This is a genomic window from Roseicella frigidaeris (assembly GCF_003258945.1).
Taxonomy (GTDB): Bacteria; Pseudomonadota; Alphaproteobacteria; order Acetobacterales; family Acetobacteraceae; genus Paracraurococcus; species Paracraurococcus frigidaeris.
Map to the genome: position 1 here is coordinate 394,394 of NZ_QLIX01000003.1, position 25,625 is coordinate 420,018.

The following is a 25,625-nucleotide window of genomic DNA, read 5'->3' on the forward strand; positions in this document are numbered from 1 at the left end:
GTCAGATGCGGGCGGTGGTGACGGCGGCGGCGCCCCAGGTGGTGCGCCAGCGGCGCTTCACCCCGGTGAGGCCGACCAGGGCGAGGGCGGCGAGGGCGGCGAAGACCAGGAAGCCGGCCTGGTAGCTGCCCGTGTATTGCTTCGAGAGGCCGAGGGAGGAGGCGAGGTAGAAGCCGCCGATGCCGCCGGTCATGCCGACGAGGCCGGTCATGACGCCGATCTCGGCGCGGAAGCGCTGCGGCACGAGTTGGAAGACCGCGCCGTTGCCCATGCCGAGCGCCAGCATGGCAGGCACGAAGGCCGCCAGCGCCAGCCAGGCGCTCGGCAGGCCGAGGCTGACGATGCCGAGCGCGATGGCGGCGACCGCGTACATCACCGAGAGCGAGCGGACGCCGCCGATGCGGTCGGCCAGCGCGCCGCCGATCGGCCGCACCAGGGAGCCGGCGAAGACGCAGGCGGCGGTGAAGTAGCCGGCGACGACCGGGCTCAGCCCGTAGACATCGTTGAAGTAGATGGTGAGCGAGGCGGCGAGGCCGACGAAACCGCCGAAGGTGACGCCGTAGAAGACCATGAACCACCAGGCATCCGGGTTGCGGAGCACGGCGGCGTATTCGGCCAGCGACTTGGCGGCCGGGCGGTTCGGCGCGTCCTTCGCCATCGCCAGGTAGACGAGGAAGACGAGGATCAGCGGCAGGGCGGCGAGGCCGAGCACGGCGTTCCAGCCGAAGGCGAGGGCGAGGCCGGGCGCGAAGAGCGCGGCGAAGACGGTGCCCGAGTTGCCCGCCCCGGCGATGCCGAGCGCGGTGCCCTGGTGCTCCGGCGGATACCAGCGGGAGGCGAGCGGCAGGGCGACGGCGAAGGCCGAGCCGGCGACGCCGAGGGCGAGGCCGACCAGCAGGATCTGGGCATAGGTGGTGACGCCGAACCACCAGGCGGCGAGGAGGCCGAGGATGACGATCATCTGGCCGATGGCGCCGGTGCGCTTCGGCCCGATGCGGTCCACCAGCACGCCGTTCACCACCCGCAGCAGCGCCCCGGCCAGCACCGGCACCGCGACCATCAGCCCCTTCTGCGCCGGGGAGAGGTGCAGGTCGGCGGCGATCTGCACGGCGAGCGGGCCGAGCAGCACCCAGACCATGAAGCTGACGTCGAAATAGAGGAAAGCCGCGATCAGGGTCGGGAGGTGTCCCGCCTGGAGGAAGCCCTTGTTCACGGTGGGTGGTCTCCGCGGACCCTGATGTCCGCGCGCCGGCCGCCTTTGGCCTGCAAGTCGAGCTCCGGAAGGCCGGTGGCCTCCCACGGCTGGGCTCCGCGCCGCCTTTGGCGGGAACCAGGACGGCGTGTTCGGCAGCAGGGCTGCGATCGCCGGCTGTCCCTGCTTAGCAGCCTGCCGCTTCGGTAATCAATGCCTATTCTTCATGCTGTTGGCATAGATCGCAGCATATATGATTATGTTTTAAGCATTATCGCACAAAAAATGGGCCTTCTGCCCGATTTCTCGCGCGGCGCCTCAGCCCTCGTTCAGCGTGAAGAGCAGCAGCAACGTCCGCTGCAGGAAATTCTGGTTGTCGTCGGAGACCAGGGCCACCAGGGTGCGGTCCCCCACCCGGACCGCGCTGACCCCCTCGAAATTATCGACCGGCAGCGGCGCGGCGATGCGGAGGATCTCCTCGCCTTGCAGGATGGCGCCCGGCCGGGCCTGATGCAGATCGGCCGCGGCGAGGCGCACCAGCCGGCCGCCGAAGCCGCCGAAGAGCGAGAAGCTGCGCTCCAGCACCAGCGCCCCGCCATCGGGCAGCGGCGCCGCATCGGCGGCGTAGAAGCCCTCGGCCGGGCGATAGCCGATGCCCGTCCAGCGCCCGGGCCCGCCGAGCCAGGCCTGGGTTGCGCCGGCCCCTTCCTCCAGCGGCAGGGTCTCGGCGATCGCCAGCCAGCGCCCATCCGCCAGCACGGCCAGGGATTCCAAGCCGCCATTGTTGCTGGCCCGCTGCAGGCCGGGCGGCGGATCGACATAGAGGCCCGGCCCGTCGAGCCGGCGATAGGCCCGGATGCGGTGCCAGCGCTCGAAGCCGACCAGCCAGGTGCCGTCCGGCAGGCGGGCCAGGGATTCGGCATCGCCGGCATAGCCGCGCTGCAGCGGGCGGCCGCCGCCGTCGCGGAGCGGCCCGGTCCACAGATCGGACAGGCCGACCGGCCGCCCCCCCTGCAGATCGAGGCGCGCGGTCATCCAGAAGGCGAGGTCGCTGACGGCGGTGAGCCGCAGCCCGGCATCGAGATGCAGGGCGGACAGGCCGCCGAAGCCAAGGGCCTCGTCATCCAGCTCGAGCCCGCCGAGCAGGGTCAGCGGCCCGCCAGGGGGCAGCGGGTCGATATCGAGGGGCCGGGCGGGGGCCAGCGGGGCCGGCGTCGCCGGCCCGCCCAGCACGCAGGCCGCGGGGGCCACCGAGGCCAGGCCAGCCGCGAGCAACGACCGGCGCCGCCAGCGCCGGCCGGCGGGATCGGGCACCGGCGCCTCAGGCGACGAGCGGGGCGCGCTCCATCGCCGCGCGCTGCCAGGCCTCGGCGGCATCCTCGTCGAACAGCTCGGCCAGCTTCTTCATCATGGTCCCACCCAGCTCCTCGGCGTCCACGATCGTAACGGCACGCCGATAATACCGGGTTACGTCATGCCCGATGCCGATGGCAATCAGTTCCACGTCAGCCCGGCCCTCGATATCGGCGATCACCTTGCGCAGGTGGCGCTCCAGGTAGTTGCCGGGGTTGACCGAGAGGGTGCTGTCATCGACCGGCGCCCCATCCGAGATCACCATCAGGATGCGGCGATGCTCCGGCCGGCCGCGCAGGCGCTTATAGGCCCATTCCAGCGCCTCGCCGTCGATGTTCTCCTTCAGCAACCCCTCGCGCAGCATCAGGCCGAGATTCTTGCGGGCCCGCCGCCAGGGGGCATCGGCCGCCTTGTAGACGACGTGCCGCAGGTCGTTCAGCCGCCCGGGGTTGCGCGGCTTGCCCTCCTGCACCCATTTCTCGCGGCTCTGGCCGCCCTTCCAGGCGCGGGTGGTGAAGCCGAGGATCTCGGTCTTCACCGCGCAGCGCTCCAGCGTGCGGGCCAGGATGTCGCTGCACATCGCCGCCACCGTGATGGGGCGGCCGCGCATGGAGCCGGAATTGTCGATCAGCAGGCTGACGACGGTGTCGCGGAAATCCGCCTCCCGCTCCCGCTTGTAGCTCAGCGCCAGCAGCGGGTTGGCGACGATGCGGGCGAGCCGCGCCGCGTCCAGCGTCCCCTCCTCGAGGTCGAACTCCCAGGCGCGCTGCTGCTGCGCCAGCAGCCGCCGCTGCAGCCGGTTGGCGAGCTTGGAGACCACGCCCTGCAGGTGGGAGAGCTGCTGGTCGAGCTGCTGGCGCAGCCGGCCGAGCTCCTCCGGGTCGCAGAGGTCGTCGGCCTGCACCTCCTCGTCGAAGGCGGTGGTGAAGGGGTGGTAGCGGCTGGCGTCGTCGGTCTGCGGCACCTCGCGGCGCTGCTGCGGGCCGCCGGGCTTGTCGTCGCCCTCGGCGGCGGCGCCCTCCTCCTCGGCCTCCTCCACCTCCTCGTCGGCGGCCTCGCCCTGCATGGTCTCGGGCTGGGCGCCGAGCATGCTCTCCTGGTCCTGGGCCTGCGCCTCGCCCTCGCCGGACTGGTCCTGCTGGGCGGATTGCTCGCCGCTCTCCTCGCCGTCCTCCTGGTCCTCCGGCTCCGCCTCCACCTCCGCCTCGGCCAGGTCGAGCGCCGTCAGCAACCGGCGGGCGGCGCGGGCGAAGGCGTCCTGGTCCTCGGTGGCCGAGGCCATCTCGGCGAGCGCGGCATCGGCCTTCTCGCCGAGCGTGTCGCGCCAGAGATCGAGCACGCGATGCGCCGCCTCGGGCGCCGGCTCGCCGCTGATGCGCTCGCGCGCCAGCAGGGACAGCGCCGCGGGCAGCGGCAGCTGGTCCTTGCGGGTCATGCGGTCATAGCCCTCAGTCTCGCACTGGTCGGCGAGCCGGGCGCGGAGATTGGCGGCGACGCCGGCCATGTGCCGGCTGCCCACCGCCTCGACACGCACATCCTCGAGCGCGTCGAACACCTCCTTCGCCTCGCGCCGCGCTGGCAGCCGGGCATTGTGCACCGTCTCGGAATGGTGCCGCAGGCGGAGCGCGGCCGCATCCGCCGCGCCGCGCAGCTTCGCCATCTCGGAGGCCGGCAGGGCGCGGGTCGGCAGCGGCAGGCGGACGCGCTTACCGGCGACGCCGCCCGGGCCGGGCTGGAAGGCCACCTGCACCTCGGCATTCGCATGCGCGATGGCGCGCAACGTACCGGCCGTCGCGCGCTTGAACTCTTCCTGGCGGGTCAGGTCCTGCTTGCTCATGCCACTCGCTCCCGGATGGCGACGTCCATCCGCATCGGCCCATCCGCACGGAGGAGGTCGCGCCGGCGGCGCGACGGGGGCGGGGCGGCGGCGCCGGCGGTCCCCGCGCGCCTCCCGCGGGGCGGCCTGCCCCGGATCGCCGGGGCCGGGCCGCTCGCGCCGGGCGGCCCGCCCCGTCCTGCCGTCCTCAGCCCGCCTTCTTCAGCAGCGTGCCGGTCGGCAGGTCCTCGTTGAAGCAGCGCTGGTAGTACTCGGCCACCGTGCTGCGCTCCGCCTCGTCGCACTTGTTGAGGAAGGTGAGGCGGAAGGCGAAGCCGACATCGCCGAAGATGCGCGCATTCTCGGCCCAGGTGATGACCGTGCGCGGCGACATGACGGTGCTGATGTCGCCGGCGATGAAGCCGGCGCGCGTCAGGTCGGCCAGCGCCACCATCGCCTCGACCCGCTTCTTGATCTTCGTGTCGGAGGGGTCGGCGCCCATCTTCGCCAGGACGATCGAGGTCTCCTGCGCATGCGGCAGGTAGTTCAGCGTGGCGACGATCGACCAGCGGTCCATCTGGCCCTGGTTGATCTGCTGCGTGCCGTGATAGAGGCCGGTCGTGTCGCCGAGGCCCACCGTGTTCGCCGTGGCGAAGAGGCGGAACATCGGGTGCGGCCGGATCACCTTGTTCTGGTCGAGCAGCGTCAGTTTGCCCTCGACCTCCAGCACGCGCTGGATGACGAACATCACGTCCGGGCGGCCGGCATCGTATTCGTCGAAGACCAGGGCGCAGGGATGCTGCAGCGCCCAGGGCAGGATGCCCTCGCGGAATTCGGTGACCTGCTTGCCGTCCTTGAGGACGATCGCGTCCTTGCCGATCAGGTCGATGCGGCTGATGTGGCTGTCGAGGTTGACGCGGATGCAGGGCCAGTTAAGTCGCGCCGCCACCTGCTCGATATGCGTCGACTTGCCAGTGCCGTGATAGCCCTGGATCATGACGCGGCGGTTGTGCGCGAAGCCAGCGAGGATCGCCAGCGTCGTTTCCTGGTCGAAGCGGTAGGTGGTGTCGATCTCCGGCACGTGCTCGGTGCGCATCGAGAAGGCCGGCACCTCGAGATCGATATCGAGACCGAACGCCTCCCGCGCACGGACAGTGGTGTCCGGGGTGTCGATCGCCGAAGTGGGTCGGATTTCGGCGAGTGTGGCGACCTTGTTCATCGGCATCCGCTCAGTGTTCTTGGAGGGCAGACTAGGCCAGGGCTGCGTGGCAGGCTACCCGGGCCGGGGCGAATTCCCAACCGCAGGATCCCGGGCCGGGCGGCAGCACCGGCCATCAGGCCCGCCCGCGCGCCGCTCCCCGCCCCCAGCACCCTGGCCCGGGGGCATGGGGCTCCGGCTCAGGGCGCCGCCCTGGCCGCCTCGGCCGGCATGCCGGGACGGCCACCGCCGATACGCTGCCGGAGCAGGCTGTAGGCACGGTTAACGTCCTTCAGGCGATCCTCCGCGCCGCGGTCGCCGCCATTGACGTCCGGGTGCAGCTGCTTCGCCAATTCCTTGTAACGGGCCCGCAACGCCGGCGGCTCGACCGGCCAGCCCAGGCCGAGAACGTCGAGCGCGGCCCGCAGTTCGGGCGGCGCCTCGCGCTTCTCGTCGGGCGGCCGGCGGCGCTCGGCATGCAGCGGCGTGTCGCGCAGGATGCCAAGCGGATCGCGCAGATGCTCGCTCGAGAAGCGCGCCGCGCCGCCGAGCCGGCCGAGCGGCCAAGTCGGCCGCTGCCAGCCGCTGTCGCTGCGCAGATTGGCCTCGATCTCCGCCGGCCCCATGCCCTTGTAGTAGTCCCAGGCCGCGTTGTACTCGCGCACATGCGGCAGGCAGAACCAGTGGTAATCGTTCAGCCGTGAGCGCGAACGCGGGGCGCGAAATTCACCCGCCGCCAGGCAACCTGGGGCGTCGCAGGGTCGCTGCGGCCGGTCCGGATCGGGCTCGGGTTTCTGGCCGCGGCGGGGGGGCATTGCTGCTTTATGGGCGTGCGCCGGCAGGGGCGCAAGGCGAACCGGACCGGCTGCGCCGGCCCGGCCGCCCCCTCCCGCAACCGCTTGCAGGATGCGGCGAAACCCTCGAAAAGCCGGGCATGCAGACGCGGTCCGAGCGTATCCGCCAGGCCCTGGAGGCCGCCTTCCCATCGGCGCGGGTGGAGGTCCGGGACGACAGCCATCGCCATGCCGGCCATGCCGGGGCGCGCCCGGAGGGCGAGACGCATTTCTCCGTCCTCGCGGTCAGCCCGGCCTTCGCCGGCCTGTCCCGGCTCGCCCGCTCCCGGGCGGCGCATGCGGCGCTGGAGGCCGAGTTCGGCGGCGGGCTGCATGCCCTCTCGCTGCGCCTGCTGACACCCGAGGAGGCCGGCGAGGGCTAGAGCAGATCCTGTCCGGATGAACTCATCCGGACAGGTGAAGATGCTCGTAAAAACAAATACCTAGAGCATTGCAGGTGAACGGAAGTTCGCAGGACATGCTCTAGGCCACGATCCGCTCGCGCCGGTTCGCGGACCATGGTCCAGGCCCTTGTTCGATCGCGTGATTCAGGCTTTTCGGCGGGTCCGCCCCGAGCGATCACGCTCTAGCCCCAAGCGCGGCCCGCCGCTAATGGGTCGCAGTCTCAAGCCAGGACGCAGCGCCATGACCCCAGCCGAACTCGCCGCCGTGCAGGCCCATCTGCGCCGGCTGCTGGGCAACGAACGGATCACGCTCTCGACCCCGAAGCGCAAGAACGCCTCGGTCGAGCTCTTCGTGGGGAGCGAGTTCGTCGGGACCGTGCACCGCGACACGGAGGACGGGGAGATCTCCTATTCCGTACAGATCGTCGTGCTGTCCGAGGATCTGTCGCAGATCAACTGAACCCGGGCGGCGGTCCCGGCGTCATGCCCGCATGAGCGACCGCATCCCCGGGGACCGCCCCACCCAACGCCGCCTCGACGCCGTGCGCTGCCCGCATTGCGAGCAGGTCACCATGGCCAACCTCCTCGGCGATGGCAGCGTCGTCTGCTCCTGCACCGCCGAGCGGGCCCTGCCGCTGGACCTGCTGGAGGGCACGCCCTGGGATGGCGAGACCGGCACCATGCCCGCCCCGGTCGACGCGGCCCCCGGCCCAGGCCAGCGCGGCCCCCTGCCGGAGGACAAGGGCCAGTTCGGCCGCGATATCGAGACCGAGGCCTATGAGCGGCTGCGGCCGCCGCCGGGACCGGAGCGCGGGCCGGGCTGAACCCGGCCGCCATCCCGGGACGGCGAGGCGATCAGCGGTACCAGGGCTGCCGGCGCGCCCAGGCCTCGCGCTCCCGCTGCTCCTGCCAGCTCTGGCGCCGTCCGTGATGCCGCCATTGGCTGGCCCGCCAGCGCTCATACTCCCGGCGCCGCCGGGCATCGCCGTACCACCAGGGGCTCGGCGGCGGCGGCCTTGGCCCCGGCGGGGGCGGACGGCGCGGCGGCGGGCCGGGTGGGGGCGGGCCCGGCGGGAAGGACCCTCCCGGCCCCGGTCCGCCCGGTGGGAAGGGTCCGCCCGGCGGAAAGGCGCCCGGAGGCCCGGGCTGCGCCGCCGCCTCCCGCCCTGCCGCCAGCAGCACCCCCAGCCCCGCGAGCAGGGCCAGCCGTCGCCCCGGCCGCATCCGGTTACCGCCGCGGCGCGGTGAGCGCGCCGCCGGCCGCGCCGATGCCGCCGCCGACCAGCGCGCCGGTGCCGACATTGCCGCCGGTGAGGGCGCCGACGCCGGCCCCCGCGCCGGCCCCCAGCAATCCGCCGGACACCGCGCGGCCGCCGGGGCTCTCGCCGCAGGCCGCCAGGGCGAGCACGAGCAGCGAAGCCAGGGTGATGCGGGTCATGGTCTCCTCCATCTCATCCACGGGCGGAACGCATCGCGGGCGCCTCGGTCTCTCGACGGCAGCGGCATTTCCCATTCACATGACTTCGCACCAGGCATGGGGGGCGGCCGGGGCGCCGCCCGGCCCGGGCCTCAGCCCGCCAGCTGCCGCGCCGCCTCGAGAACCTGGGCGGCATGCGCCTCCGGCTTCACCTTGCGCCAGATGCGGGCGACCTTCCCCTCGGCATCGACCAGGAAGCTGCTGCGCTCCATGCCCATGTATTTCCGCCCGTACATGGATTTCTCCACCCAGGTGCCATAGGCCTCGGCCACCTTGTGGTCGGGGTCGGAGGCGAGCGGGAATTCCAGGCCGAATTTCTGCGCGAATTTCTCGATCGGCGGCAGCTTGTCCGGGCTGATGCCGATGACCGTCAGGCCGAGCCGCCCGAGCTGCGGCAGCGCCTCCTGCAGGCCGCAGGCCTGCTTGGTGCAGCCCGGCGTGTCCGCCTTCGGATAGAAGTAGAGCAGGACGGGCTGTCCCTTCAGCGCTGCCAGGCTCACCGTCCGGCCGCCGCTCGCCGGCATGGTGAAATCCGGCGCCGCCGCGCCTTCCTGCAGCTCCTGCCCGCTCATGTCGCTGTCCCCGTCCCGAGATCGCCGATCCGCCGCTCGAAGATCGCGCGGACATCGCCGGCCACCGCCCGCATCTGCGCACGCAGCCCCTCGAGGTCAACCGCCGGCGCCGGCAGCAGCGGCGCCGTGGCCCGCAGCAGGGCCGCGGCGGCCGGGGCCGGCAGGGCCGGATCGCGCGACCGGCCATGGGTGAGCCGGATCAGCCCGATCGCGGTGCGCCAGAGCCGGTCGGCGACGATCAGGGTCGCCGCCTCCTCCCCCGGCAGCACCCCGGCCTCGCGCAGCCGGGCCAGGGCGACGCGCGTCGTGGTCGCCAGCACCTTCGGATTCGCCGCGGCGTGGCGGAGCTGCAGCGCCTGGGCGATGAACTCCACCTCCACCAGCCCGCCTGGCATCGCCTTCAGGTCCCAGGGCCCCTCCGGCGGCAGGTCGCGCAGCATGCGGGCGCGCATCGCCACCGCATCCTGCAGGGCGGTCTCGGCCACGCCCGGCCGGGTCAGGGTGGCGCGCAGGATCTCGCCGATCCGCCGCCGCATCGCCGGCGGCCCGGCGATCGGCCGCGCCCGGGTCAGCGCCATCCGCTCCCAGGTCCAGGCCTCGGTCATGTGGTAGCGCTCGAAACCCGAGAGCCGCACCGCCGCCGGCCCCTTGTTGCCCGAGGGGCGGAGCCGCATGTCGACCTCCCAGAGCCGCCCCTCCGCCCCCGGCGCGGTGATGGCCGAGACCACCTGCGGCGCCAGCCGGACGAAGTATTCCGAGGGCGCGAGGGAGCGCCGCCCGCCCTCGCTGCCCGCCGCCTCCGGGTCGTGCTCGTAGAGCAGCACCAGGTCGAGGTCGGAGCCGGGCAGCATCTCCCGGCTGCCGAGCTTGCCCATGGCCAGCACCGCCATGGCGCCGCCCGCCACCCGCCCGTAGCGCTCGGCGAAATCCGCCATCACACGCGGCAGCAGCGCGGCGATGGCGGCATCCGCCAGGTCGGCGCGCAGCTCGCCGGCGGTGTCGGCATCGATCAGCCCCTCGAGCGCCGCGGCGTCGATCTCGAATTTCCGCGCCGTCGCCAGGCGCCGGGCCGCCTCCATCGCCTCCTCGATGTGGCGGGCATCCTTGACCAGCGCCGGCAGCCCGGCCGAGGGATCGGCGGCGCTCGGCGAGATGCCGCCGGCCAGCAGCCCGTCCAGCGCCGCCGGGTTGCGCGCCAGGTGCTCGGCGAGCTGCGGCGCGGCGCCGAGGAGGCCGGCGATGCGCTCCAGCAGGGCCGGGTTGCGGTGCAGCAGGCTGAGCACCTGCACCCCGGCCGGCAGGCGGCTCAGCACCGCATCGAAGCGCACCAGCGCCTGGTCGGGGTTGGATTGCTTGCCGAAGGCGGCCAGCAGCGAGGGCATCAGCGCGGTCAGCAGCTCCCGCGCCCGCTCGCTGCGGGTGGCGCGCGGCCGGCCATGGTGCCAGCCGCGCACTAGGGCGGCGACCGAGGACGGGTCCTGGAAGCCGAGCCGCCGCAGGGTCTCGAGCGTGCCGGGATCGTCCTCGACGCCGGTGAAGACCAGGTTGCCGGTGTCCGATCCGTCCGGCGTCTCGACCGAGAGCGGCGGCGCGGTTTCGAAGAAGCTCTCGTAGTGCCGCTCGACCCGGCCGAGATGCGCCATGAAGGCGGCGGCGAAGGCATCGGCCGACTCGTAGCTCATGAAGGAGGCGATGCGCGCCAGCCCGGCCGGGTCCTCCGGCAGCCTGTGCGTCTGCCGGTCCGCCACCATCTGCAACCGATGCTCGAGGGTGCGGAGGAAGACATAGGCATCGGCGAGGTCGGCCGCCGCCCGCCGGTCCAGCCGCCCGGCCGCCGCCAGGGCGGCCAGCGCGCCGAGCGTGGTCGGGTCGCGCAGCGCCGGATCACGTCCGCCCCAGATGAGCTGCAGCACCTGGGCGGTGAACTCGATCTCGCGTATGCCGCCGCGGCCAAGCTTCACGTCGTGCCCGGCCAGCGCGACGGCCGCGCCCGCGCCCCGCGCTCGCTTGTGGACATGGATCTGCCGCTTGATGGAATGGATGTCCGAGACCGCGGCGAAATCCAGGTGACGGCGCCAGACGAAGGGGCGGATCTCGCGCAGGAAATGCTCGCCGAGGGCGCGGTCGCCGGCCACCGGGCGGGCCTTGATCATCGCCGCCCGCTCCCAGTTCTGCCCCATGCTCTCGTAATAGACGATGGCGGCGTTGACCGAGACCGCGAGCGGCGTCGCCGCCGGGTCGGGCCGCAATCGCAGGTCGGTGCGGAACACGTAGCCCTCGGCCGTGCGTTCCTCGAGCAGCCGCACGAGGTCGCGTGCGAGGCGGACATAGCAGGCGCCGGCCCGGTCGCTGTGATAGGCAGCCTCCTTCGGGTCGTAGAGCACCATGAGGTCGATATCCGAGGAGTAGTTCAACTCCCGCCCGCCGAGCTTGCCCATGCCAAGCACGATGAGGCCGCTGCCCTTGCCGATCTGGCGCGGATCCGGCCGCGCCCCCGGCCGCGCCCCCTGGGCGGGGCGGGCGATGCGCAGCTCGCCGCGCTCGGCGGCGGCGAGCAGCAGGTGCGCGCAGGCGAAGTCGATCGTGGTCTCGGCCAGCTCCGAGAGCGCCCCGGTGACGCGGTCGAGCGGCCAGGCCCCGACGATGTCGGCGACCGCGACGATCAGCGCCGCCTGCCGCTTCACCCGCCGCAGCATCGCCCCGACGGCGTCGCGCGGCGCCGCCGGATCGGCATGGCGCAGCGGCTCGAAGGCGAGGTCGAGCGCCTCGTCCGGGCCGCGCGCGACGAGGCGCAGCAGCGCCTCCGGGTCGCGCTGGGCGAGCTCGGCGAGGAAGGGGCTGTGGCCGCCGAGGGCGGCGAGCAGCGCCGCGCCGCCGGGCGAGGCGGCGAAGGCGCGCATGGCGGCGTCGCCGCCGGCATAGTGCTGGACCAGCCGGTCCGCCGCATCCCGGTCGAAGGGGCGGGGCAGGCGCTCCGGGGCGAGGACGATCTGGGACATGGTCCCGGAGGGAAGGGGTGAGCGGCGCCCCAGGTCAAGCCTCGCCCGATCCAGCCCTGCGCCGCCAGGCCTTCCCCCATTGGGGCTGGCGCTGGACCCGGCGCTGCGCCGCCGGGGCGATCGGCCTGCTCTTCGTGGCCCTCGCCGGCCTCGGCCTGCTGGCCTGGCGCCTCGGCGAGCGGCCGCTCGAGCTGCCGCAGCTCGCGCGGCGGATCGAGGCGGCGGTGAACGACCGGCCGGACGGGCTGCACCTGGCGATCGGCCGCGCCGCCATCGCCTGGGAGGGGTTCCGCGGCGGCACCGCGGCGCCGCTCGACATCCGCCTGCGCGAGGTGCGGCTGCAGGGCGGCGATGCCGAGATGGCGCTGCCGGAGGCGAGCATCGCCCTCTCCTTCCGCGCCCTGCTGCGCGGCGTCCTCGCGCCGGCGGTGATCGAGCTGCGCCGGCCGCGGCTGCATGCCACGCTGACCGACGAGGGCATCGCGCTCGGCCTCGGGACGGAGGCACCAGGCGAGGAACCGCCCGCCGGCTCGCCCACCGGCCCCCCCATCGGCGCGCCGCCCGGGCCGCGGCTGGCGGCGCTGCTCGGGCCGCTGCTGCAGCCGGCCTCCGACCGCGATCCGCTCGCGGCGCTCCGCCGCATCCGGGTGAATGGCGGCGAGCTGGTGCTGGCCGATCCCCGGGCGGGGCTGACCTGGACGCTGCTCGAACCCCGGATCGAGCTTCGCCGCGCGGCCGCCGGCGGGCTGTCCGGCGAGGGCGAGGCGGTGCTGCGGGCCGGCGCGGTGAGCGTGCCGGTGCGGCTGAGCGGCGAGGCCGGGGGCACGCCGCTGCGCCTCGCCGCCCGGCTCAGCCTGCCGGCGCTGCGGCCCGCGGCGCTGGCGGGCGTCTGGCCGCCGCTGGCGCCGCTCGCCGCGCTGGACGCGCCGGTCGCCCTCTCGGCCCAGGCCGAGTTCGACGCCGATGCCCGGCCCGACCGGATGCAGGCCCGGCTGGAGGCCGGGCCGGGCGCCCTGGTGTTCGGTGCCGGCCAGCGCCTGCCGCTCGCCGGCCTCGCCGCCGAGGTCGAGGGCGACAGCCGCAGCCTCGCGGTGCGCGAGGCGGTGCTGCGCCTGCCCGGCCGCCTCGGCCAGCCCGGCCCGGCGGTGACCGCGCAGGGCACGGTGCGGCAGCGCGACGGCGCCTGGCAGGCGGCGCTCGACCTCGCCACCGGCCCCTTGCAGGCCGCCGACCTGCCGACGCTCTGGCCGCCCAGCCTCGCCCCGGCGAGCCGGGCCGGGGCCCTCGCCGCCCTGCCCTCCGGCCGACTGCGGGAGGCGCGCGCCTCGCTCTCCCTCGCCGTGCCGGCCTCGCTGGACGGGATGGTGCTGGAGGCGGCGCAGGTCGAGGCCGGCCTGGCGCAGGCGGTGGTGCAGCTGCCGCAGGGCGGCCGCCTCGCCACCGAGAGCCTCGACCTCGCCGGCCATTACGCGCCGGGCGAGGCGGTGCTCGACCGCCTGCAGCTTCGCCTGCCGGCGACCGGCGCCGCCGGCGGCCCGGCGCCGAGCCTCGCCGCGAGCGGCCGGGCGGTGCTGCAGGACGGGCGCTGGCGGCTCGGCGGCGAGGCCTCGCTCGACGCCCTGCGCGCGGCCGACCTCGCCGCCTATTGGCCGGCCGGGGTCGTGCCCGGGGCGCGCGACTGGATCGTGCAGAACATCACCGCCGGCCGCGTCCGCAACGGCCAGTGGCAGGCGCAGGCGGAGATGCCCGAGACGCTCGACGGCCTCCGGCTGACCGGGCTCTCCGGCCGGGTGGAGGTCTCGGGCGCGACCGTCCACTGGCTGCGCCCGGTGCCGCCGGCGGTCGGCGTCTCCGGCACCGTGGAATTCGCCCCGACCGAGATCACCCTGCGCGGCCGCGGCGCGCGGCAGGCCGGCGCCGATGGCCGGCCGGGCGGGATCGAGGTGAAGGACGCCGTGGTGCGCTTCCTCGGCCTCGACACCGAGCCGGGCGCGGCGGAGATGACGTTGCAGGTCGCCGGGCCGCTGCCCGAGATCTTCACGGTGCTGCGCCAGCCCCGGCTCAAGCTCTTCGAGAAGCGCAAGCTGGAGGCGCAGGCGGTGGCCGGGCAGGCCGAGGCGCAGCTCGGCATCGGCTTCCCGCTGCTGCACGACCTGCCGATGGAGATGCTGCGCATCCGCGCCACCGGCCGGGTGACCGAGGCGAAGCTGCTGAACGCGCTGGCCGAGCGCGACCTGGACCGGGCCAATTTCGACATCGCGGTGGACACCGAGGGGCTGAAGCTGAACGGCCAGGCGCTGCTGGTCGGCGCGCCGGTCAGGCTCGGCCTCGAGATGGATTTCCGCAGCGGCCCGCCCTCCCAGGTCACCGATCGTGGCACCCTCGCCGGCCGCTTCGAGGCGCCGCAGGTCAAGGCGCTCGGCGTCGAGACCGGGCCGGTGCTGGGCGGCGTGGTGGCGCTCGACGCCAAATACGAGAAGCGCCGCAACGGCCAGGGCAGCGTGGCGCTGCGCGGCGACCTGCGCGACGCCCGGCTGGAGCTGGAGGCGCTGCGCTGGCGCAAGCCGCCGGGCACGGCCGGGCTGTTCGAGGGCACGCTGCGGCTGCAGGGCGAGACCCTGGCCTCGATGGAGGCGATGCGGCTGGAGACGCTCGACCTGGCGCTGCGCGGCCGGGCCGAATTCGGGCCGAGGGCGCGGCTGGAGCGGGTGGAGGTGGGCGAAGGCAGCCTCGGCCTCACCCGCTTCACCGGCACGGTGACCCGGCCGCAGCGCGAGGGCGGCCCGTGGCAGGCCAGCCTGCGCGGGCCGCTGGTCGATCTGCGGCCGGTGCTCGGCCCCGACGAGGCTGCGCCCGGCGCGCCGTCCGGGCCGGATGAGGGCGGCCTGCCCTTGCAGCTCGACCTCCGCTTCGACCGCGGGACGATGGGCGAGGGGCGGCTGCTGCACGACCTGCAGGCCAGGCTGCGCAACGACGCCCAGGGCCTGCTGCGCGAGGCGCGCGCGACCGGCCGCACCGGCGCCGCCGCTGGCCAGGGCGGCTTCGACTTCACCCTGGCGCCGCAGGGCCAGCACCGGTTGCTGCGGCTGACGGCGAGCGATGGCGGGGCGCTGCTGCAGGCCCTCGACCTGACCGACTCGATCCGCGGCGGCCGGCTCTCGGTGAGCGCGAGCTATGGCGAGCTGCGCCCCGGCGCCTCGCTGAACGGCACCGCCGAGCTGGAGAATTTCGTGCTGCGCGATGCGCCGGCGCTGGCCAAGGTGCTGCAGGCGATGACGCTCTACGGGCTGGTGGAGGCGGTGCAGGGCGGCAACGGGCTGGTCTTCAACCGCCTCGTCGCCCCCTTCGCCCTGACGCCCGAGACGCTGACGCTGACCGATGCGCGGGCCTTCTCGGCCTCGCTCGGCCTCACCGCCAAGGGGCAGATCCAGCGGCTCCGCAAGACCGCCGCGATCGAGGGCACCATCGTCCCAGCCTATGTCTTCAACGCCCTGCTCGGGCGGCTGCCGATCCTCGGCCGGCTGTTCAGCCCGGAGGCCGGGGGCGGCGTCTTCGCCGCCACCTACCGGGTGCAGGGGCCGCTCGCCGATCCCAGCGTCTCGGTCAACCCGCTGGCGGCGCTGACGCCCGGCTTCCTGCGCGGGCTGTTCGGCCTCGGCGGGGCCGAGCGGTAGAGGCCCCTCCCGGCCGGGGCCCCGCCCCAGTATTCGTGCCGGCTTCGCCACGAAAGCGTAGCACTCGTTGCATGTAACAGATCGTTACGATGTACGCTGCAAGGAAAACAATTTCGATTGGCGTTCGCCTTATAGGTTCCGGCCCGCGGTATCGATCGATATGATACGGCAAGGGGATGGAGCCAAGCGGAATGTTGCGCGTGCCCAAAGTCAGCGTTGTATTGCCGACATACAATCATGAGCTTTATGTCGCGGAAGCCATTCAAAGTGTCCTGACGCAGTCCTTCGACGATCTCGAACTAGTCATCACCGACGACGGCTCCACCGACGATACCGCCAGGATCGTCAATTCCTTTCCGGATTCCAGAATAAGCGCGAAGATCATCAGGCCGAATTCGGGCTATTCCAATACGCTGAACAAGAGCCTGGCGCGATGCAAGGGCGAGTACCTTGCCTTGCACTGCTCGGACGACGTCTTCCATCCCGGCAAGCTGGAACGCCAGGTCGCCTTCCTCGACGCGAACCCCGGCATCGCCGCGGTGTTCGGCAAGGCGGACTTCATCGACGAGCATGGCCGGCCCTGCGCGCCCGACAGCCACCCCTACGAACATGCCTTCATCGACGATCTGCCGGACCGTTTCGCCTGGCTGAGGCACTTCTTCCTCAGGGGCAACGCCCTTTGCCACCCCACCGCAATGATGAGGCGGGCGGTCCTCTCCGATATCGGCCCGTACGACCCGCTTCTCGTCCAGCTCCAGGACTTCGACTTCTGGATCCGGCTCGTCAGCCGGCATGAGATCCGGGTGCTGGACGAGCCCCTGATCGCCTACCGCGTCCTCGGGGAGGGCAAGAACACGAGCTGGCCCAGCAGCCGCGTGCTGCGCCGCTCGGCCTGGGAAACGCGCCGCGTGCTGCGCCGCTACCTGGCGCTGCCGCCGGAGACCCTGGAGCGGGCCCTCGGCTCCGAGCTGGCGCGGCTGGAGGTGCCGGCCGATCCGGTCCGGGTCGCCATCGGCCTGCTGCTGGCGACCTATGCCAAGGACCAGCCGCGCCAGGCCCTCGCCCTCGAGCTGCTGGAAGCCGCGGCCGATGCCGGCGAGCCCGGCATCGACCATCGCATCGTCACGCAGCTCTCCGGCCAGCTCGATCCGTTCAATCTCGATGCCCAGGAGGCATTGGCACAGGCCGTGGACAGGGCGCATCAGGCAGTCGAGCGGAGCGCGGAGATGGAGAACCAGAAGCGTCGGCTGGAGCAGGACCTCGCCGAGGCGGCCACCAGGACATCCGGGCTGGAGCGGGACCTCGCCGAGGCGGCCACCAGGACATCCGGGCTGGAGCAGGACGTCACCGCCGCGCAGCGGCGCGTCGCCGAGCTCGAGGGCGATGTCGCCGCGACGCGGGCGCGGACCGACGAGCTCGACCGGGGCCTGGCCGCGGCCCAGGCGCAGATCGCCCAATCCGCGGGCGACGCCCTGGCCGCGCAGGCCAGTCTCGAGGCGGCGGCCGCGGCGCGGATCGCCGAGCTCGAGCACCGCGCCGCGCTGGCCGAGGCGACGGTCGCGGCGATGGTGCGGAGCACCAGCTGGCGCTCGACGGCGCCGCTGCGCCGCCTGGCCACGCGCCAGCCGGCGATGCGCGCGGCGGTGCGGCGCCTGCTGCGGGCGGAGGCCGATCCCGCCCCCCCGCCGGCCGGCGCCGCCGCGCCGCCGCCTGCCGCGCTCCCCGCTCCCTCCCCCGGCCCCGGCCCCGGCAGCGACGATCGGCTGGAGAGCAGCCCGGCGATGCCGGCGGCGCCCGTCCCCGAAGCCGCGCCGCCGGCGCCGGCGCCCGCGCCGCGCCCGCCGGAGTGGGAATACGTGCCCGAGGGCTGGCAGCCGGGCGACCCGCGCGCCAGCGGCTGGGACCATCCGAGCATCGCCGAGACGCAGCTCGCCAAATGGCCCGGCTTCCTGGCGGTCCTGCACAGCACCACGCCGCTCGGGATCTATCACGAGGCTGCCCAGATCGGCTCCGAGGACCCGGCGGCCCATAATTTCATCCTGGTCTTCTCCTATGTGCTGGCGCGCGCCGCGGCCGGGCGGAAGCGGATCTCCGTCCTCGACTGGGGCGGCGGCATCGGGCACTACGCGGCGATCGCGCGCGCCGTCCTGCCGGAGATCGAGATCGACTACACCGTCTGCGACCGGCCATCCCTGTGCGAGGCCGGCCGACAGGTGCTGCCCGAGGTGCGCTTCGTCAGCGATCCCGCGGAGTGCTTCGCGCGGCGCTACGACCTGGTCCTCGCCAGCGGCTCGCTGCAATACGTCCATGACTGGCAGGCCCAGTTCCGCCAGCTCGCGGCGGCGGCGGAGGGCTGGATGTTCCTGAGCCGGACGCCCTTCGTGCGGTCGCCGTCCTCCTTCGTGGTGGTGCAGCGGCCGTGGTCGGCGGACGGCTACCGGACGGAATACCTGACCCACGTCTTTTCCCATGCCGCGCTGGTGACGGCCGCGCAGGCCGCGGGCCTGGTGCTGGAACGCGAGTTCATGATGATCGGCGAGCGGGTGGCGGCGGCCGGAGCGCCGGAGCCCTTCGAATATCGCGGCTTCCTGTTGCGGCCGCGCCAGGGGGATGCCGCCCCGGCACCGGCCGGTTGAGGCTGCCCGCGGCGTCCGTGGGCTGCGCCACGGACGCCGCGGCTCGGCCGGATGGCGGCAGCGCGTCCGGCGTCACGCCCGGTTGATCCTCCCCGGCCCGGCCGCGCGGAACCAAGTCGCGTCGCGGTATTTGATCGAGCGCAAGGACGCGCCCGCGCGGCCTCGCCATAGTCCACGCGAAGATGGCTCGATGACTGCCAGACGAACGCCACACGCGACCAGCCGGGCTGACATGCTGCATACGCTTCCCTGCGACGCCGGCAGCGGAATTCCGCGGCATCGGGGGCTGCGTCTTCGGACGCCGCCACCTGCCGGAGCGGTGGTGACGTCCTGGCTGTCGGGCCTCGGGGTTCGCACAACCGCCAGCCATTGCAGGAACCGAATTGTTCGACAGACACAAAGCCGCCCTGGCTGACGGTCCACGTGGGCCGGAAGCGCAGCCCCGCAGATCGCGATGGTGGGCCGAAGGCTTCGTCTTCCTGCTGCTCGCGGTCCTGATCTGGCCCTTCATCGCCATCGGCGCGGTCGCCGGCTGGGGCTTCCTGGTCTGGATGTACTACCTGTTCACCGGACCGCCGGGCCCGGTCTGACGGCGACGCCCATGACGTCCTCGCCCCAACTCGACCGGCGTCGCCTGCTGCTCGGCAGGAGCGCGGCCGCCGACGCGCCGCTCGTCGCCGGCATCGCCGCCGACTGCCTCGCCTTTCGCGGCATCGCCTGCATGAGCTGCCGCGACGCCTGCGCGACCGGCGCGATCCGCTTCTCCCTGGCCCGTGGCGGCGCCGTTCCGCGCATCGAGCGGGAGGCCTGCAACGGCTGCGCCGATTGCGTCCCGGTCTGTCCGGTTGCCGCCATCGCCCTCGCACCGCTGCGGGCGGGGGAGACGCCGGATGCCTGACGAACCTCCCGACGCGCCCCCCAACGCGCACCACAACACGCCTCCTGGCGAACTCCATGTCTCGAGCCTCGTGGTGCATTGCCGCCGGGAGCAGGCGCCGGCGATCGCCGCGGCGCTCGCCGGCCTGGACAGCGGCATCGAGGTCCATGGCGGCGTCGCGGAGGGCAAGCTCGTCGTCACGCTCGAGACGGCGAGCCAGGGCGAGATCGTCGAGCGGCTGAACCGGATCCAGCTGCTCCCCGGCGTCCTCGCCGCCACCCTCGTTTTCCACCAGGTCGAAACGACCGATTCCAGCCCAGCCAGCACCGGGGAGTGCAAGCCATGGACCTTTCGCGCCGAGGCATGATGAAGGCCCAGGCGGCCGCAGCCGCCGCCATGGCCGCCAATGTGACCTTGCCCGCGGGGGCGCAGAACATCCCGCTCGGCGAGGAGTTGCGGCTGAAATGGGACAAGGCGCCCTGCCGCTTCTGCGGCACCGGCTGCGGCGTGATGGTCGGCGTCAAGGACGGGCGCGTGGTCGCCACCCATGGCGACATGCGGGCCGAGGTCAATCGCGGCCTCAACTGCGTCAAGGGCTACTTCCTGTCGAAGATCATGTACGGCTCCGACCGCCTGACGCAGCCCATGATGCGCATGCGCAACGGGCGCTTCGACAAGGAGGGCGATCTCCAGCCCGTCTCCTGGGACCAGGCCTTCGACACCATGGCCGCGCACTGGAAGAAGGTGCTGAAGGAGAAGGGGCCGGAAGCCGTGGGCATGTTCGGCTCCGGCCAATGGACGCTGTGGGAGGGCTATGCCGCCTCGAAGCTGATGCGGGCCGGCTTCCGCTCCAACAACCTCGACCCGAACGCCCGGCACTGCATGGCCTCGGCCGCCGTCAGCTTCATCCGCACCTTCGGCATGGACGAGCCGATGGGCTGCTACGATGATTTCGAGAACGCCGACGCCTTCGTGCTCTGGGGCTCGAACATGGCGGAGATGCACCCGATCCTCTGGACCCGGGTGACGGACCGCCGACTCAGCGCCGAGCATGTCCGCATCCACACCCTCTCGACCTACGAGCACCGGACGACCGACCTTTCCGACGCGGCCGTCATCTTCAGGCCCGGCTCCGACCTGGCGATCATGAACTACATCGCCAACCACATCATCCGGACCGGCGCGGTGAACCGGGAGTTCGTGGAGCGGCACGTCAACTTCCGCATGGCCAACACGGATATCGGCTACGGCCTGCGGCCGGACAACGTGCTGGAGCAGCGCGCCCAGCACGCCAACGACGCCCAGGTCTCCCAGCCCTCCGACTTCGAGGCCTATGCCCGCCTCGTCTCCGACTACACGCTGGACCGGGCGCATGAGCTCTCGGGCGTGCCGAAGCCCCAGCTGGAGGCGCTGGCGAAGCTCTACGCCGACCCGAAGACCAAGGTGATGTCGCTCTGGACCATGGGCTTCAACCAGCACGTCCGCGGCGTCTGGGCGAACCACATGGTCTACAACCTCCATCTGCTGACCGGTAAGATCGCCGAGCCCGGCAACAGCCCCTTCTCGCTCACCGGCCAGCCCTCCGCCTGCGGCACGGCGCGCGAGGTCGGGACCTTCTCCCACCGCCTGCCGGCCGACATGCAGGTGGCCAACCCCGAGCACCGCAAGCATGCGGAGCACCTGTGGAAGCTGCCCGAGGGGCTGCTGCCGGGGAAGGTGGGCTTCCACGCCGTCGAGCAGGACCGGATGCTGAAGGACGGCAAGCTCAACGCCTACTGGATCATGTGCAACAACAACCTCCAGACGGCGCCGAACACCAACAACGAGACCTATCCCGGCTACCGCAACCCGCAGAACCTCATCGTCTGCTCCGACCCCTACCCGACGGTCACCGGCATGGCCGCCGACATCGTCCTGCCCACCGCGATGTGGGTGGAGAAGGAGGGCGCCTACGGCAATGCCGAGCGCCGGACGCATTTCTGGCACCAGCTGGTGAATGCGCCGGGCGAGGCGCGCTCCGACCTCTGGCAGCTCATGGAGTTCTCGAAGCGCTTCACCACCGACGAGGTCTGGCCCGCCGAGATCCTGGCGAAGGCGCCGGCGTACCGGGGCAAGACGCTCTTCGAGGTGCTGTTCCGCAACGGCCAGGTGGACCGCTTCCCGCTGTCCGACATCGCTGCGGGCTACGAGAACCGCGAGTCGAAGGAATACGGCTTCTACGTGCAGAAGGGGCTGTTCGAGGAATACGCCTCCTTCGGGCGCGGCCATGGGCATGACCTCGCCCCCTTCGATGCCTATCACGAGGCCCGCGGCCTGCGCTGGCCGGTGGTGAACGGGCAGGAGACCCGCTGGCGCTACCGCGAGGGCTACGACCCCTATGTCGAGAAGGGCAGCGGCCTGCAATTCTACGGCAACCCCGACAAGCGCGCGAACATCATGGGCGCGCCCTACGAGCCGCCCGCCGAGATGCCCGACCAGGACTACGACCTCTGGCTGGTGACGGGCCGGGTGCTGGAACACTGGCATTCCGGCACCATGACCCTGCGCGTGCCCGAGCTCTACAAGGCCTTCCCCGGCGCCGTGCTGTTCATGCACCCCGAGGATGCGCAGAAGCGCGGCCTGCGCCGCGGCCAGGAGGTGAAGATCGCCTCGCGGCGCGGCGAGATCCGCAGCCGCGTCGAGACCCGTGGGCGCAACAAGGTGCCGCGGGGGGTGGTCTTCGTGCCCTTCTTCGATGCCAGCCAGCTCATCAACAAGGTGACGCTGGACGCCACCGACCCGATCTCGAAGCAGACCGACTTCAAGAAATGCGCGGTGAAGGTGGTCGCCGCCTCAGTCCAGGCCGCCGCGCCGCAGTCCGCCGAGCCTGATCCGCGCGGAGGGCCGCGGTGATGCGGCCCCGCCTGCTGCTGGGGGCGATGGCCGGCATGGCCTGCCTCGCCGCCGGGACGCTGCTGGCGCAGGACGCGCCGCGCCTGCGCGGGCCGGAGCCCTTCACCGTGGAGCAGCCCGCGCCGCCGATGCAGCGCGCCATCACCAACGACGTGCGGGTCCGGCGGAATTACCCGGACCAGCCGCCGCTGATCCCGCACTCGATCGAGGGCTACGCGCTCGACCTGCACGCCAACAAGTGCATGTCCTGCCATGCGCGGCGCTTCACCGAGCAGAGCCAGGCGCCGATGATCTCGGTGACGCACTACCAGGACCGCGAGGGCAACACGCTCGGCGGCCTGGCGCCGCGGCGCTATTCCTGCCTCGCCTGCCACGTGCCGCAAACCGAGGCGCGGCCGCTGGTCGAGAACCGCTTCGTCGACATGGACGCGCTGACCGAGCCCGAGCGTCAGCCAGGCGGCCGGAGCAACCGCTGATGTCCGGGGCATCGAAGACCTCCCCGCCGATGGGCGGCGGGGGGGCCGCGGCGCCGCGCCGGCCGGGGCTCATCCGCCGGCTATGGGCCTGGTTCTGGGGCCTGCGGCTGGTCCGGGTGGCGACCTCGCCCGCCACCGGCTTCAGCCTCGCCTTCCTCACGCTCGGCGGCTTCATCGCGGGCGTGGTCTTCTGGGGCGGCTTCAACACCGCGCTCGAGGCGACGAACCGGACCGAGTTCTGCATCGGCTGCCACGAGATGCGGAGCAACGTCTTCGAGGAATTGCAGGGCACCATCCACTTCACCAACCGCTCGGGCGTCCGGGCCGGCTGCCCGGATTGCCACGTGCCGCATGAGTGGACGCGGAAGATCGCCCGCAAGATGCAGGCCTCGAAGGAGGTCTGGGGCCATATCTTCGGCTCGATCGACACGCGGGACAAATTCCTCGACCTCCGGCGGCACCTGGCCGAGAGCGAATGGGCCCGCATGAAGGCCAATGACTCGCTGGAATGCCGCAACTGCCATTCCGCCGTGTCGATGGACGTCTCGAAGCAGAACCCGCGCGCGGCGGCGGCGCATGAGAAATACCTGTTCACGGGGGAGCGGACATGCATCGACTGCCACAAGGGCATCGCCCACCGGCTGCCGGACATGACCGGCGTGCCCGGATGGCAGTAGCCGGGATGGTCGGCGGGGCCGGGCGGCGGGCGCTGCTCCTCGCCCTGGGGGCGGCGCTGCCGCTCCTCCGCCGGCCCGCCGCAGCCCAGGGCACGACCCAGGGCGCGGCGGAGGCCCCGCCCTTCGATCCCGGGCGCTTCCTCGGCTTCGCCTACAGCTCGGCCATGCTGCAGGAGCGCGTCTCGGCGCTCGCCGCGGCCCGGGACACGCGGCCCGAGGTCAAGGAATTCGCCGCCGGGATGAAGGCGTTCCGGGCAGGGCAGATCGAGCGCCTGCGCGGCGTCGCGCGGGAGCGCAACCTGCCCTTGCCGGCCGAGGAGGCGTTCGAGCACCGCGTGGTCTTCGAGAACCTGGAGCCGCTCGACCATCTCGCGCTCAGCCGCCGCTACGCGGAGATCCAGACCCAGGCGCTGACGCAGGAGATCCGCGGCTACGAGGCCGCGCAGCAGGGGCCGGACGAGGGTATGCGGCGCCTGGCCGCGGAGATGCTGCCGCCATTGCGCCAGCGGCTCGAGGCGACCGGCCGCATGCGCCAGGCCGTCGGGCCCTAGATGCCCCCGCGCCCCACCATCCAGGCCCCCTGCCCCCGTCCCGGCCCGGCGATCCGCCGGCCGGCCGCCGCGGCCGGGGCAGCCTGCCGCGCAGGGAATGCACCGTGAGCGCCACCGCGACATCGCCGACCAGCCCCGCCCTGTTCCGCCAGGGCCTGCGACCCTTCTTCCTCCTCTGCGCCGGCTGGGCCGTGCTCGCCATGGCGCTGTGGCTGATGGCGCTGCATCGCGGGGACCTGCCTGACGGGCCGCTGCCGGGCATCCGCTGGCACGCGCATGAGATGCTGGCGGGCGTCGTCGGCGCCGCGCTCTCGGGCTTCCTGCTGACCGCCATCCCGAACTGGACGGGCCGCCCGGCCTATGCGGGCCCGCCCCTGATGCTGCTCGCGGCGCTGTTCGTGGCGGCGCGGCTGGTGCTGCTGCCCGGCTCCCCGGTGCCTGTGGGCCTTGCCGCGCTCATCGCCCTGCTGCCGCTGCCGGCATTGCTGGCGACCGTGCTGCCGGCGGTGGCGCGGGCGGGAACGCCGCGGCTGTTCGGCCCGCCGGCGCTGATCCTCGTCTTCTGGGCCGGGGACGTGCTGATGCTCGGCGAGGCGGCTGGCTGGTGGGAGGGCACCTTCGAACGCGGCCAGTTGCTCGCCCTCGACATCGCCCTGGTGCTGGTGGGCCTGATCGGCGGGCGCATCATTCCGACCTTCACCCGCAACGCGCTGCGGGCGGCGGGGCGGGAGGTCGCGGAGCCGAGCCTGCCGGGCCTGGATGCGGCGGGCGTTGCCGCCCTGGTGGCGGTCGCGGTGGTGGACCTGATGGCGCCGGGCGGCAGGCTCGCCGGCGCGGTCGCGGGCGTCGCGGCGGGCCTGACGCTGCTCCGTCTGGCGCGGTGGTCGGGCCTGCGGACGCTCGATCAGCCCATCCTCTGGGTGCTGCACCTCGCTTATCTCATGGTGCCGGTCGCGCTGGCGGTAAAGGCGGCGTCTCTGCTGGCGGGCGCCGGCTGGGCGGCGAACTGGCTGCACCTGCAGGGCATCGGCGCGATCGCCCTGATGATCCTGGCGGTGATGCCGCGGGCGACGCTCGGCCATACCGGGCATCCGCTGCGGGCCTCGCGCGCGATGCGGGTCGCCTGGGTGCTGCTGCCGCTGGCCGCGGCGCTGCGGGCCTTCGGGCCGGAGCTGCTGCCCGCGGCGCTGTCCTATGCCGCCGCCGGCACGCTTTGGATGCTGGCCTTCGCGCTCTTCCTCGGCGCGCATGGGCCGATGCTGCTGCGGCCGCGCGCGGACGGGAAGCCGGGCTGAGCCGCCGCAGCGCCAGCGGCGCCGAGGGCGCGCGGGCCGGCCCCCGGGATGGCGGCCCGCCCCGCCGGGTTTGCACGGCGCCCCAGGCCGCTCCATGGTGGCCGGACGGATGCGGCAAAGGACCCGAGGCTTGCCCTGGACACGCATAACCGATCCCGAGGACGCGGAGCGCCATCTGCCTGCCTGGCTGGGCCAGCGGCTGATCGGGCGCCAGGGCCGCTTCGGATTGCTGCTGACGACCGGGGATGTGCTGCGGATCACCACCATCGCCGCCGCGCATCTCTCCGCCGAGGGCCTGGTCCTGCTCGATGTCCAGCTAGACGCTGCCGGCGTGCCGGACGGCGTCGACCTCGCATGGCGCTCCAAGCACTTCCTGGGCATGCCGGTCCCGGGCGCGCTGGCCGCGACCGTGAACCTGGCGCAGGTCGTGACGGCGGTGGAGTTCCTGGCGGCCGTGCCGTCGGAGCTGTCCGAGCCGCCCGAAACGCTGACGGCCGATGAGGTGGTGACCAGTCTGGACCGCGCGGCCGAGGAGGCCGCCCAAGGCCGCGCGGCGCTGTCCCCGGCAACCCCGGCCGCGGCGACGCCCGCATCGGAGGCCTAGCAGGCTGCTGAAAAACTGTCGCGTTGGCGGCTCTGGCGTGATTCCTTCTGGTCAGGCGGGAGGCGGGCGATGCGCGGCACGGACGATCGGACGGAGAGC

The 25,625-nt window shown here is 72.9% G+C and carries 22 protein-coding genes; 14 read left to right on the top strand and 8 right to left on the bottom strand.

What is annotated here, in order from left to right:
* Position 1: 1 nt before the first annotated feature.
* The 5 genes from DOO78_RS07170 to DOO78_RS07190 all read right to left on the bottom strand — a co-directional run bounded on the left by DOO78_RS07170 (position 2) and on the right by DOO78_RS07190 (position 6,224).
* The gene (locus DOO78_RS07170; protein ID WP_243634435.1) at positions 2-1,213 is read right to left on the bottom strand and encodes a nitrate/nitrite transporter; all 1,212 of its coding nucleotides are present in this window, start codon (positions 1,211-1,213) and stop codon (positions 2-4) included.
* Positions 1,214-1,510: 297 nt separating this feature from the next.
* The gene (locus DOO78_RS07175; RefSeq protein WP_165838771.1) at positions 1,511-2,443 is read right to left on the bottom strand and encodes an esterase-like activity of phytase family protein; all 933 of its coding nucleotides are present in this window, start codon (positions 2,441-2,443) and stop codon (positions 1,511-1,513) included.
* Positions 2,444-2,513: 70 nt separating this feature from the next.
* Positions 2,514-4,382 (bottom strand): cobaltochelatase subunit CobT, encoded by a 1,869-nt coding sequence (gene cobT / locus DOO78_RS07180; RefSeq protein WP_111469044.1) that lies wholly within the window; start codon positions 4,380-4,382, stop codon positions 2,514-2,516.
* A 187-nt stretch (positions 4,383-4,569) separates the two neighbouring features.
* Positions 4,570-5,580, bottom strand: a complete 1,011-nt coding sequence (gene cobS / locus DOO78_RS07185) for a cobaltochelatase subunit CobS (RefSeq protein WP_111469045.1) — start codon at positions 5,578-5,580, stop codon at positions 4,570-4,572.
* 179 nt (positions 5,581-5,759) lie between these two features.
* A complete protein-coding gene (locus DOO78_RS07190; RefSeq protein ID WP_341538229.1) occupies positions 5,760-6,224 on the bottom strand; it encodes a J domain-containing protein in 465 nt (154 codons plus the stop codon).
* Between the two features lie 269 nt (positions 6,225-6,493).
* On the opposite strand from DOO78_RS07190, the gene DOO78_RS07195 reads away from it, so the two are divergent.
* The 3 genes from DOO78_RS07195 (at position 6,494) to DOO78_RS07205 (ending at position 7,620) form a co-directional block, all read left to right on the top strand.
* Positions 6,494-6,775 (top strand): BolA family protein, encoded by a 282-nt coding sequence (locus DOO78_RS07195; protein WP_111469047.1) that lies wholly within the window; start codon positions 6,494-6,496, stop codon positions 6,773-6,775.
* A 262-nt stretch (positions 6,776-7,037) separates the two neighbouring features.
* Positions 7,038-7,256, top strand: a complete 219-nt coding sequence (locus DOO78_RS07200) for a DUF3126 family protein (protein ID WP_111469048.1) — start codon at positions 7,038-7,040, stop codon at positions 7,254-7,256.
* Positions 7,257-7,287: 31 nt separating this feature from the next.
* Positions 7,288-7,620 carry a hypothetical protein gene (locus DOO78_RS07205; RefSeq protein WP_111469049.1) on the top strand — a complete coding sequence of 111 codons (333 nt, stop codon included), beginning with the start codon at positions 7,288-7,290 and terminating at the stop codon, positions 7,618-7,620.
* 404 nt (positions 7,621-8,024) lie between these two features.
* On the opposite strand, the gene DOO78_RS07210 is transcribed toward DOO78_RS07205, so the two are convergent.
* The 3 genes from DOO78_RS07210 to DOO78_RS07220 form a co-directional block, all read right to left on the bottom strand.
* Positions 8,025-8,234 carry a hypothetical protein gene (locus DOO78_RS07210; RefSeq protein WP_111469091.1) on the bottom strand — a complete coding sequence of 70 codons (210 nt, stop codon included), beginning with the start codon at positions 8,232-8,234 and terminating at the stop codon, positions 8,025-8,027.
* Positions 8,235-8,365: 131 nt separating this feature from the next.
* Entirely contained in the window at positions 8,366-8,845 is a 480-nt protein-coding gene (gene bcp, locus DOO78_RS07215) for a thioredoxin-dependent thiol peroxidase (RefSeq protein WP_111469050.1), read from the bottom strand.
* Positions 8,842-11,844, bottom strand: coding sequence for a bifunctional [glutamine synthetase] adenylyltransferase/[glutamine synthetase]-adenylyl-L-tyrosine phosphorylase (locus DOO78_RS07220; protein ID WP_111469051.1), 3,003 nt, complete (start codon positions 11,842-11,844; stop codon positions 8,842-8,844). Before DOO78_RS07220 ends, bcp begins: the two co-directional genes overlap by 4 nt.
* 17 nt (positions 11,845-11,861) lie before the next feature.
* Between DOO78_RS07220 and DOO78_RS07225 the strand changes: the two genes are divergently transcribed.
* The 11 genes from DOO78_RS07225 (at position 11,862) to DOO78_RS07275 (ending at position 25,526) form a co-directional block, all read left to right on the top strand.
* Positions 11,862-15,518, top strand: a complete 3,657-nt coding sequence (locus DOO78_RS07225) for a YhdP family protein (RefSeq protein WP_111469052.1) — start codon at positions 11,862-11,864, stop codon at positions 15,516-15,518.
* Between the two features lie 191 nt (positions 15,519-15,709).
* A complete protein-coding gene (locus tag DOO78_RS07230) occupies positions 15,710-18,154 on the top strand; it encodes a methyltransferase, TIGR04325 family (RefSeq protein WP_279387772.1) in 2,445 nt (814 codons plus the stop codon).
* A 383-nt stretch (positions 18,155-18,537) separates the two neighbouring features.
* Positions 18,538-18,744 carry a periplasmic nitrate reductase, NapE protein gene (locus DOO78_RS07235; RefSeq protein WP_207802812.1) on the top strand — a complete coding sequence of 69 codons (207 nt, stop codon included), beginning with the start codon at positions 18,538-18,540 and terminating at the stop codon, positions 18,742-18,744.
* Between the two features lie 11 nt (positions 18,745-18,755).
* Complete coding sequence (locus tag DOO78_RS07240; protein WP_111469054.1) at positions 18,756-19,052, top strand: 4Fe-4S dicluster domain-containing protein; 297 nt, start codon at positions 18,756-18,758, stop codon at positions 19,050-19,052.
* Positions 19,045-19,398, top strand: coding sequence for a chaperone NapD (locus DOO78_RS07245; protein WP_111469055.1), 354 nt, complete (start codon positions 19,045-19,047; stop codon positions 19,396-19,398). Before DOO78_RS07240 ends, DOO78_RS07245 begins: the two co-directional genes overlap by 8 nt.
* A gap of 29 nt (positions 19,399-19,427) precedes the next feature.
* Positions 19,428-21,923: a nitrate reductase catalytic subunit NapA gene (napA, locus tag DOO78_RS07250; protein ID WP_456309148.1), complete on the top strand. Its 2,496-nt coding sequence runs from the start codon at positions 19,428-19,430 to the stop codon at positions 21,921-21,923.
* Positions 21,923-22,399, top strand: a complete 477-nt coding sequence (locus tag DOO78_RS07255) for a nitrate reductase cytochrome c-type subunit (RefSeq protein WP_111469057.1) — start codon at positions 21,923-21,925, stop codon at positions 22,397-22,399. Before napA ends, DOO78_RS07255 begins: the two co-directional genes overlap by 1 nt.
* Positions 22,399-23,076: a NapC/NirT family cytochrome c gene (locus DOO78_RS07260; RefSeq protein ID WP_243634436.1), complete on the top strand. Its 678-nt coding sequence runs from the start codon at positions 22,399-22,401 to the stop codon at positions 23,074-23,076. The genes DOO78_RS07255 and DOO78_RS07260 overlap by 1 nt, the downstream gene beginning before the upstream one ends.
* Complete coding sequence (locus tag DOO78_RS07265; RefSeq protein WP_123060010.1) at positions 23,067-23,627, top strand: DUF4142 domain-containing protein; 561 nt, start codon at positions 23,067-23,069, stop codon at positions 23,625-23,627. The genes DOO78_RS07260 and DOO78_RS07265 overlap by 10 nt, the downstream gene beginning before the upstream one ends.
* Before the next feature lie 104 nt (positions 23,628-23,731).
* A complete protein-coding gene (locus tag DOO78_RS07270; protein ID WP_165838773.1) occupies positions 23,732-24,922 on the top strand; it encodes an NnrS family protein in 1,191 nt (396 codons plus the stop codon).
* A 130-nt stretch (positions 24,923-25,052) separates the two neighbouring features.
* The gene (locus tag DOO78_RS07275; RefSeq protein ID WP_111469060.1) at positions 25,053-25,526 is read left to right on the top strand and encodes a hypothetical protein; all 474 of its coding nucleotides are present in this window, start codon (positions 25,053-25,055) and stop codon (positions 25,524-25,526) included.
* The last annotated feature ends 99 nt before the right edge of the window (positions 25,527-25,625 follow it).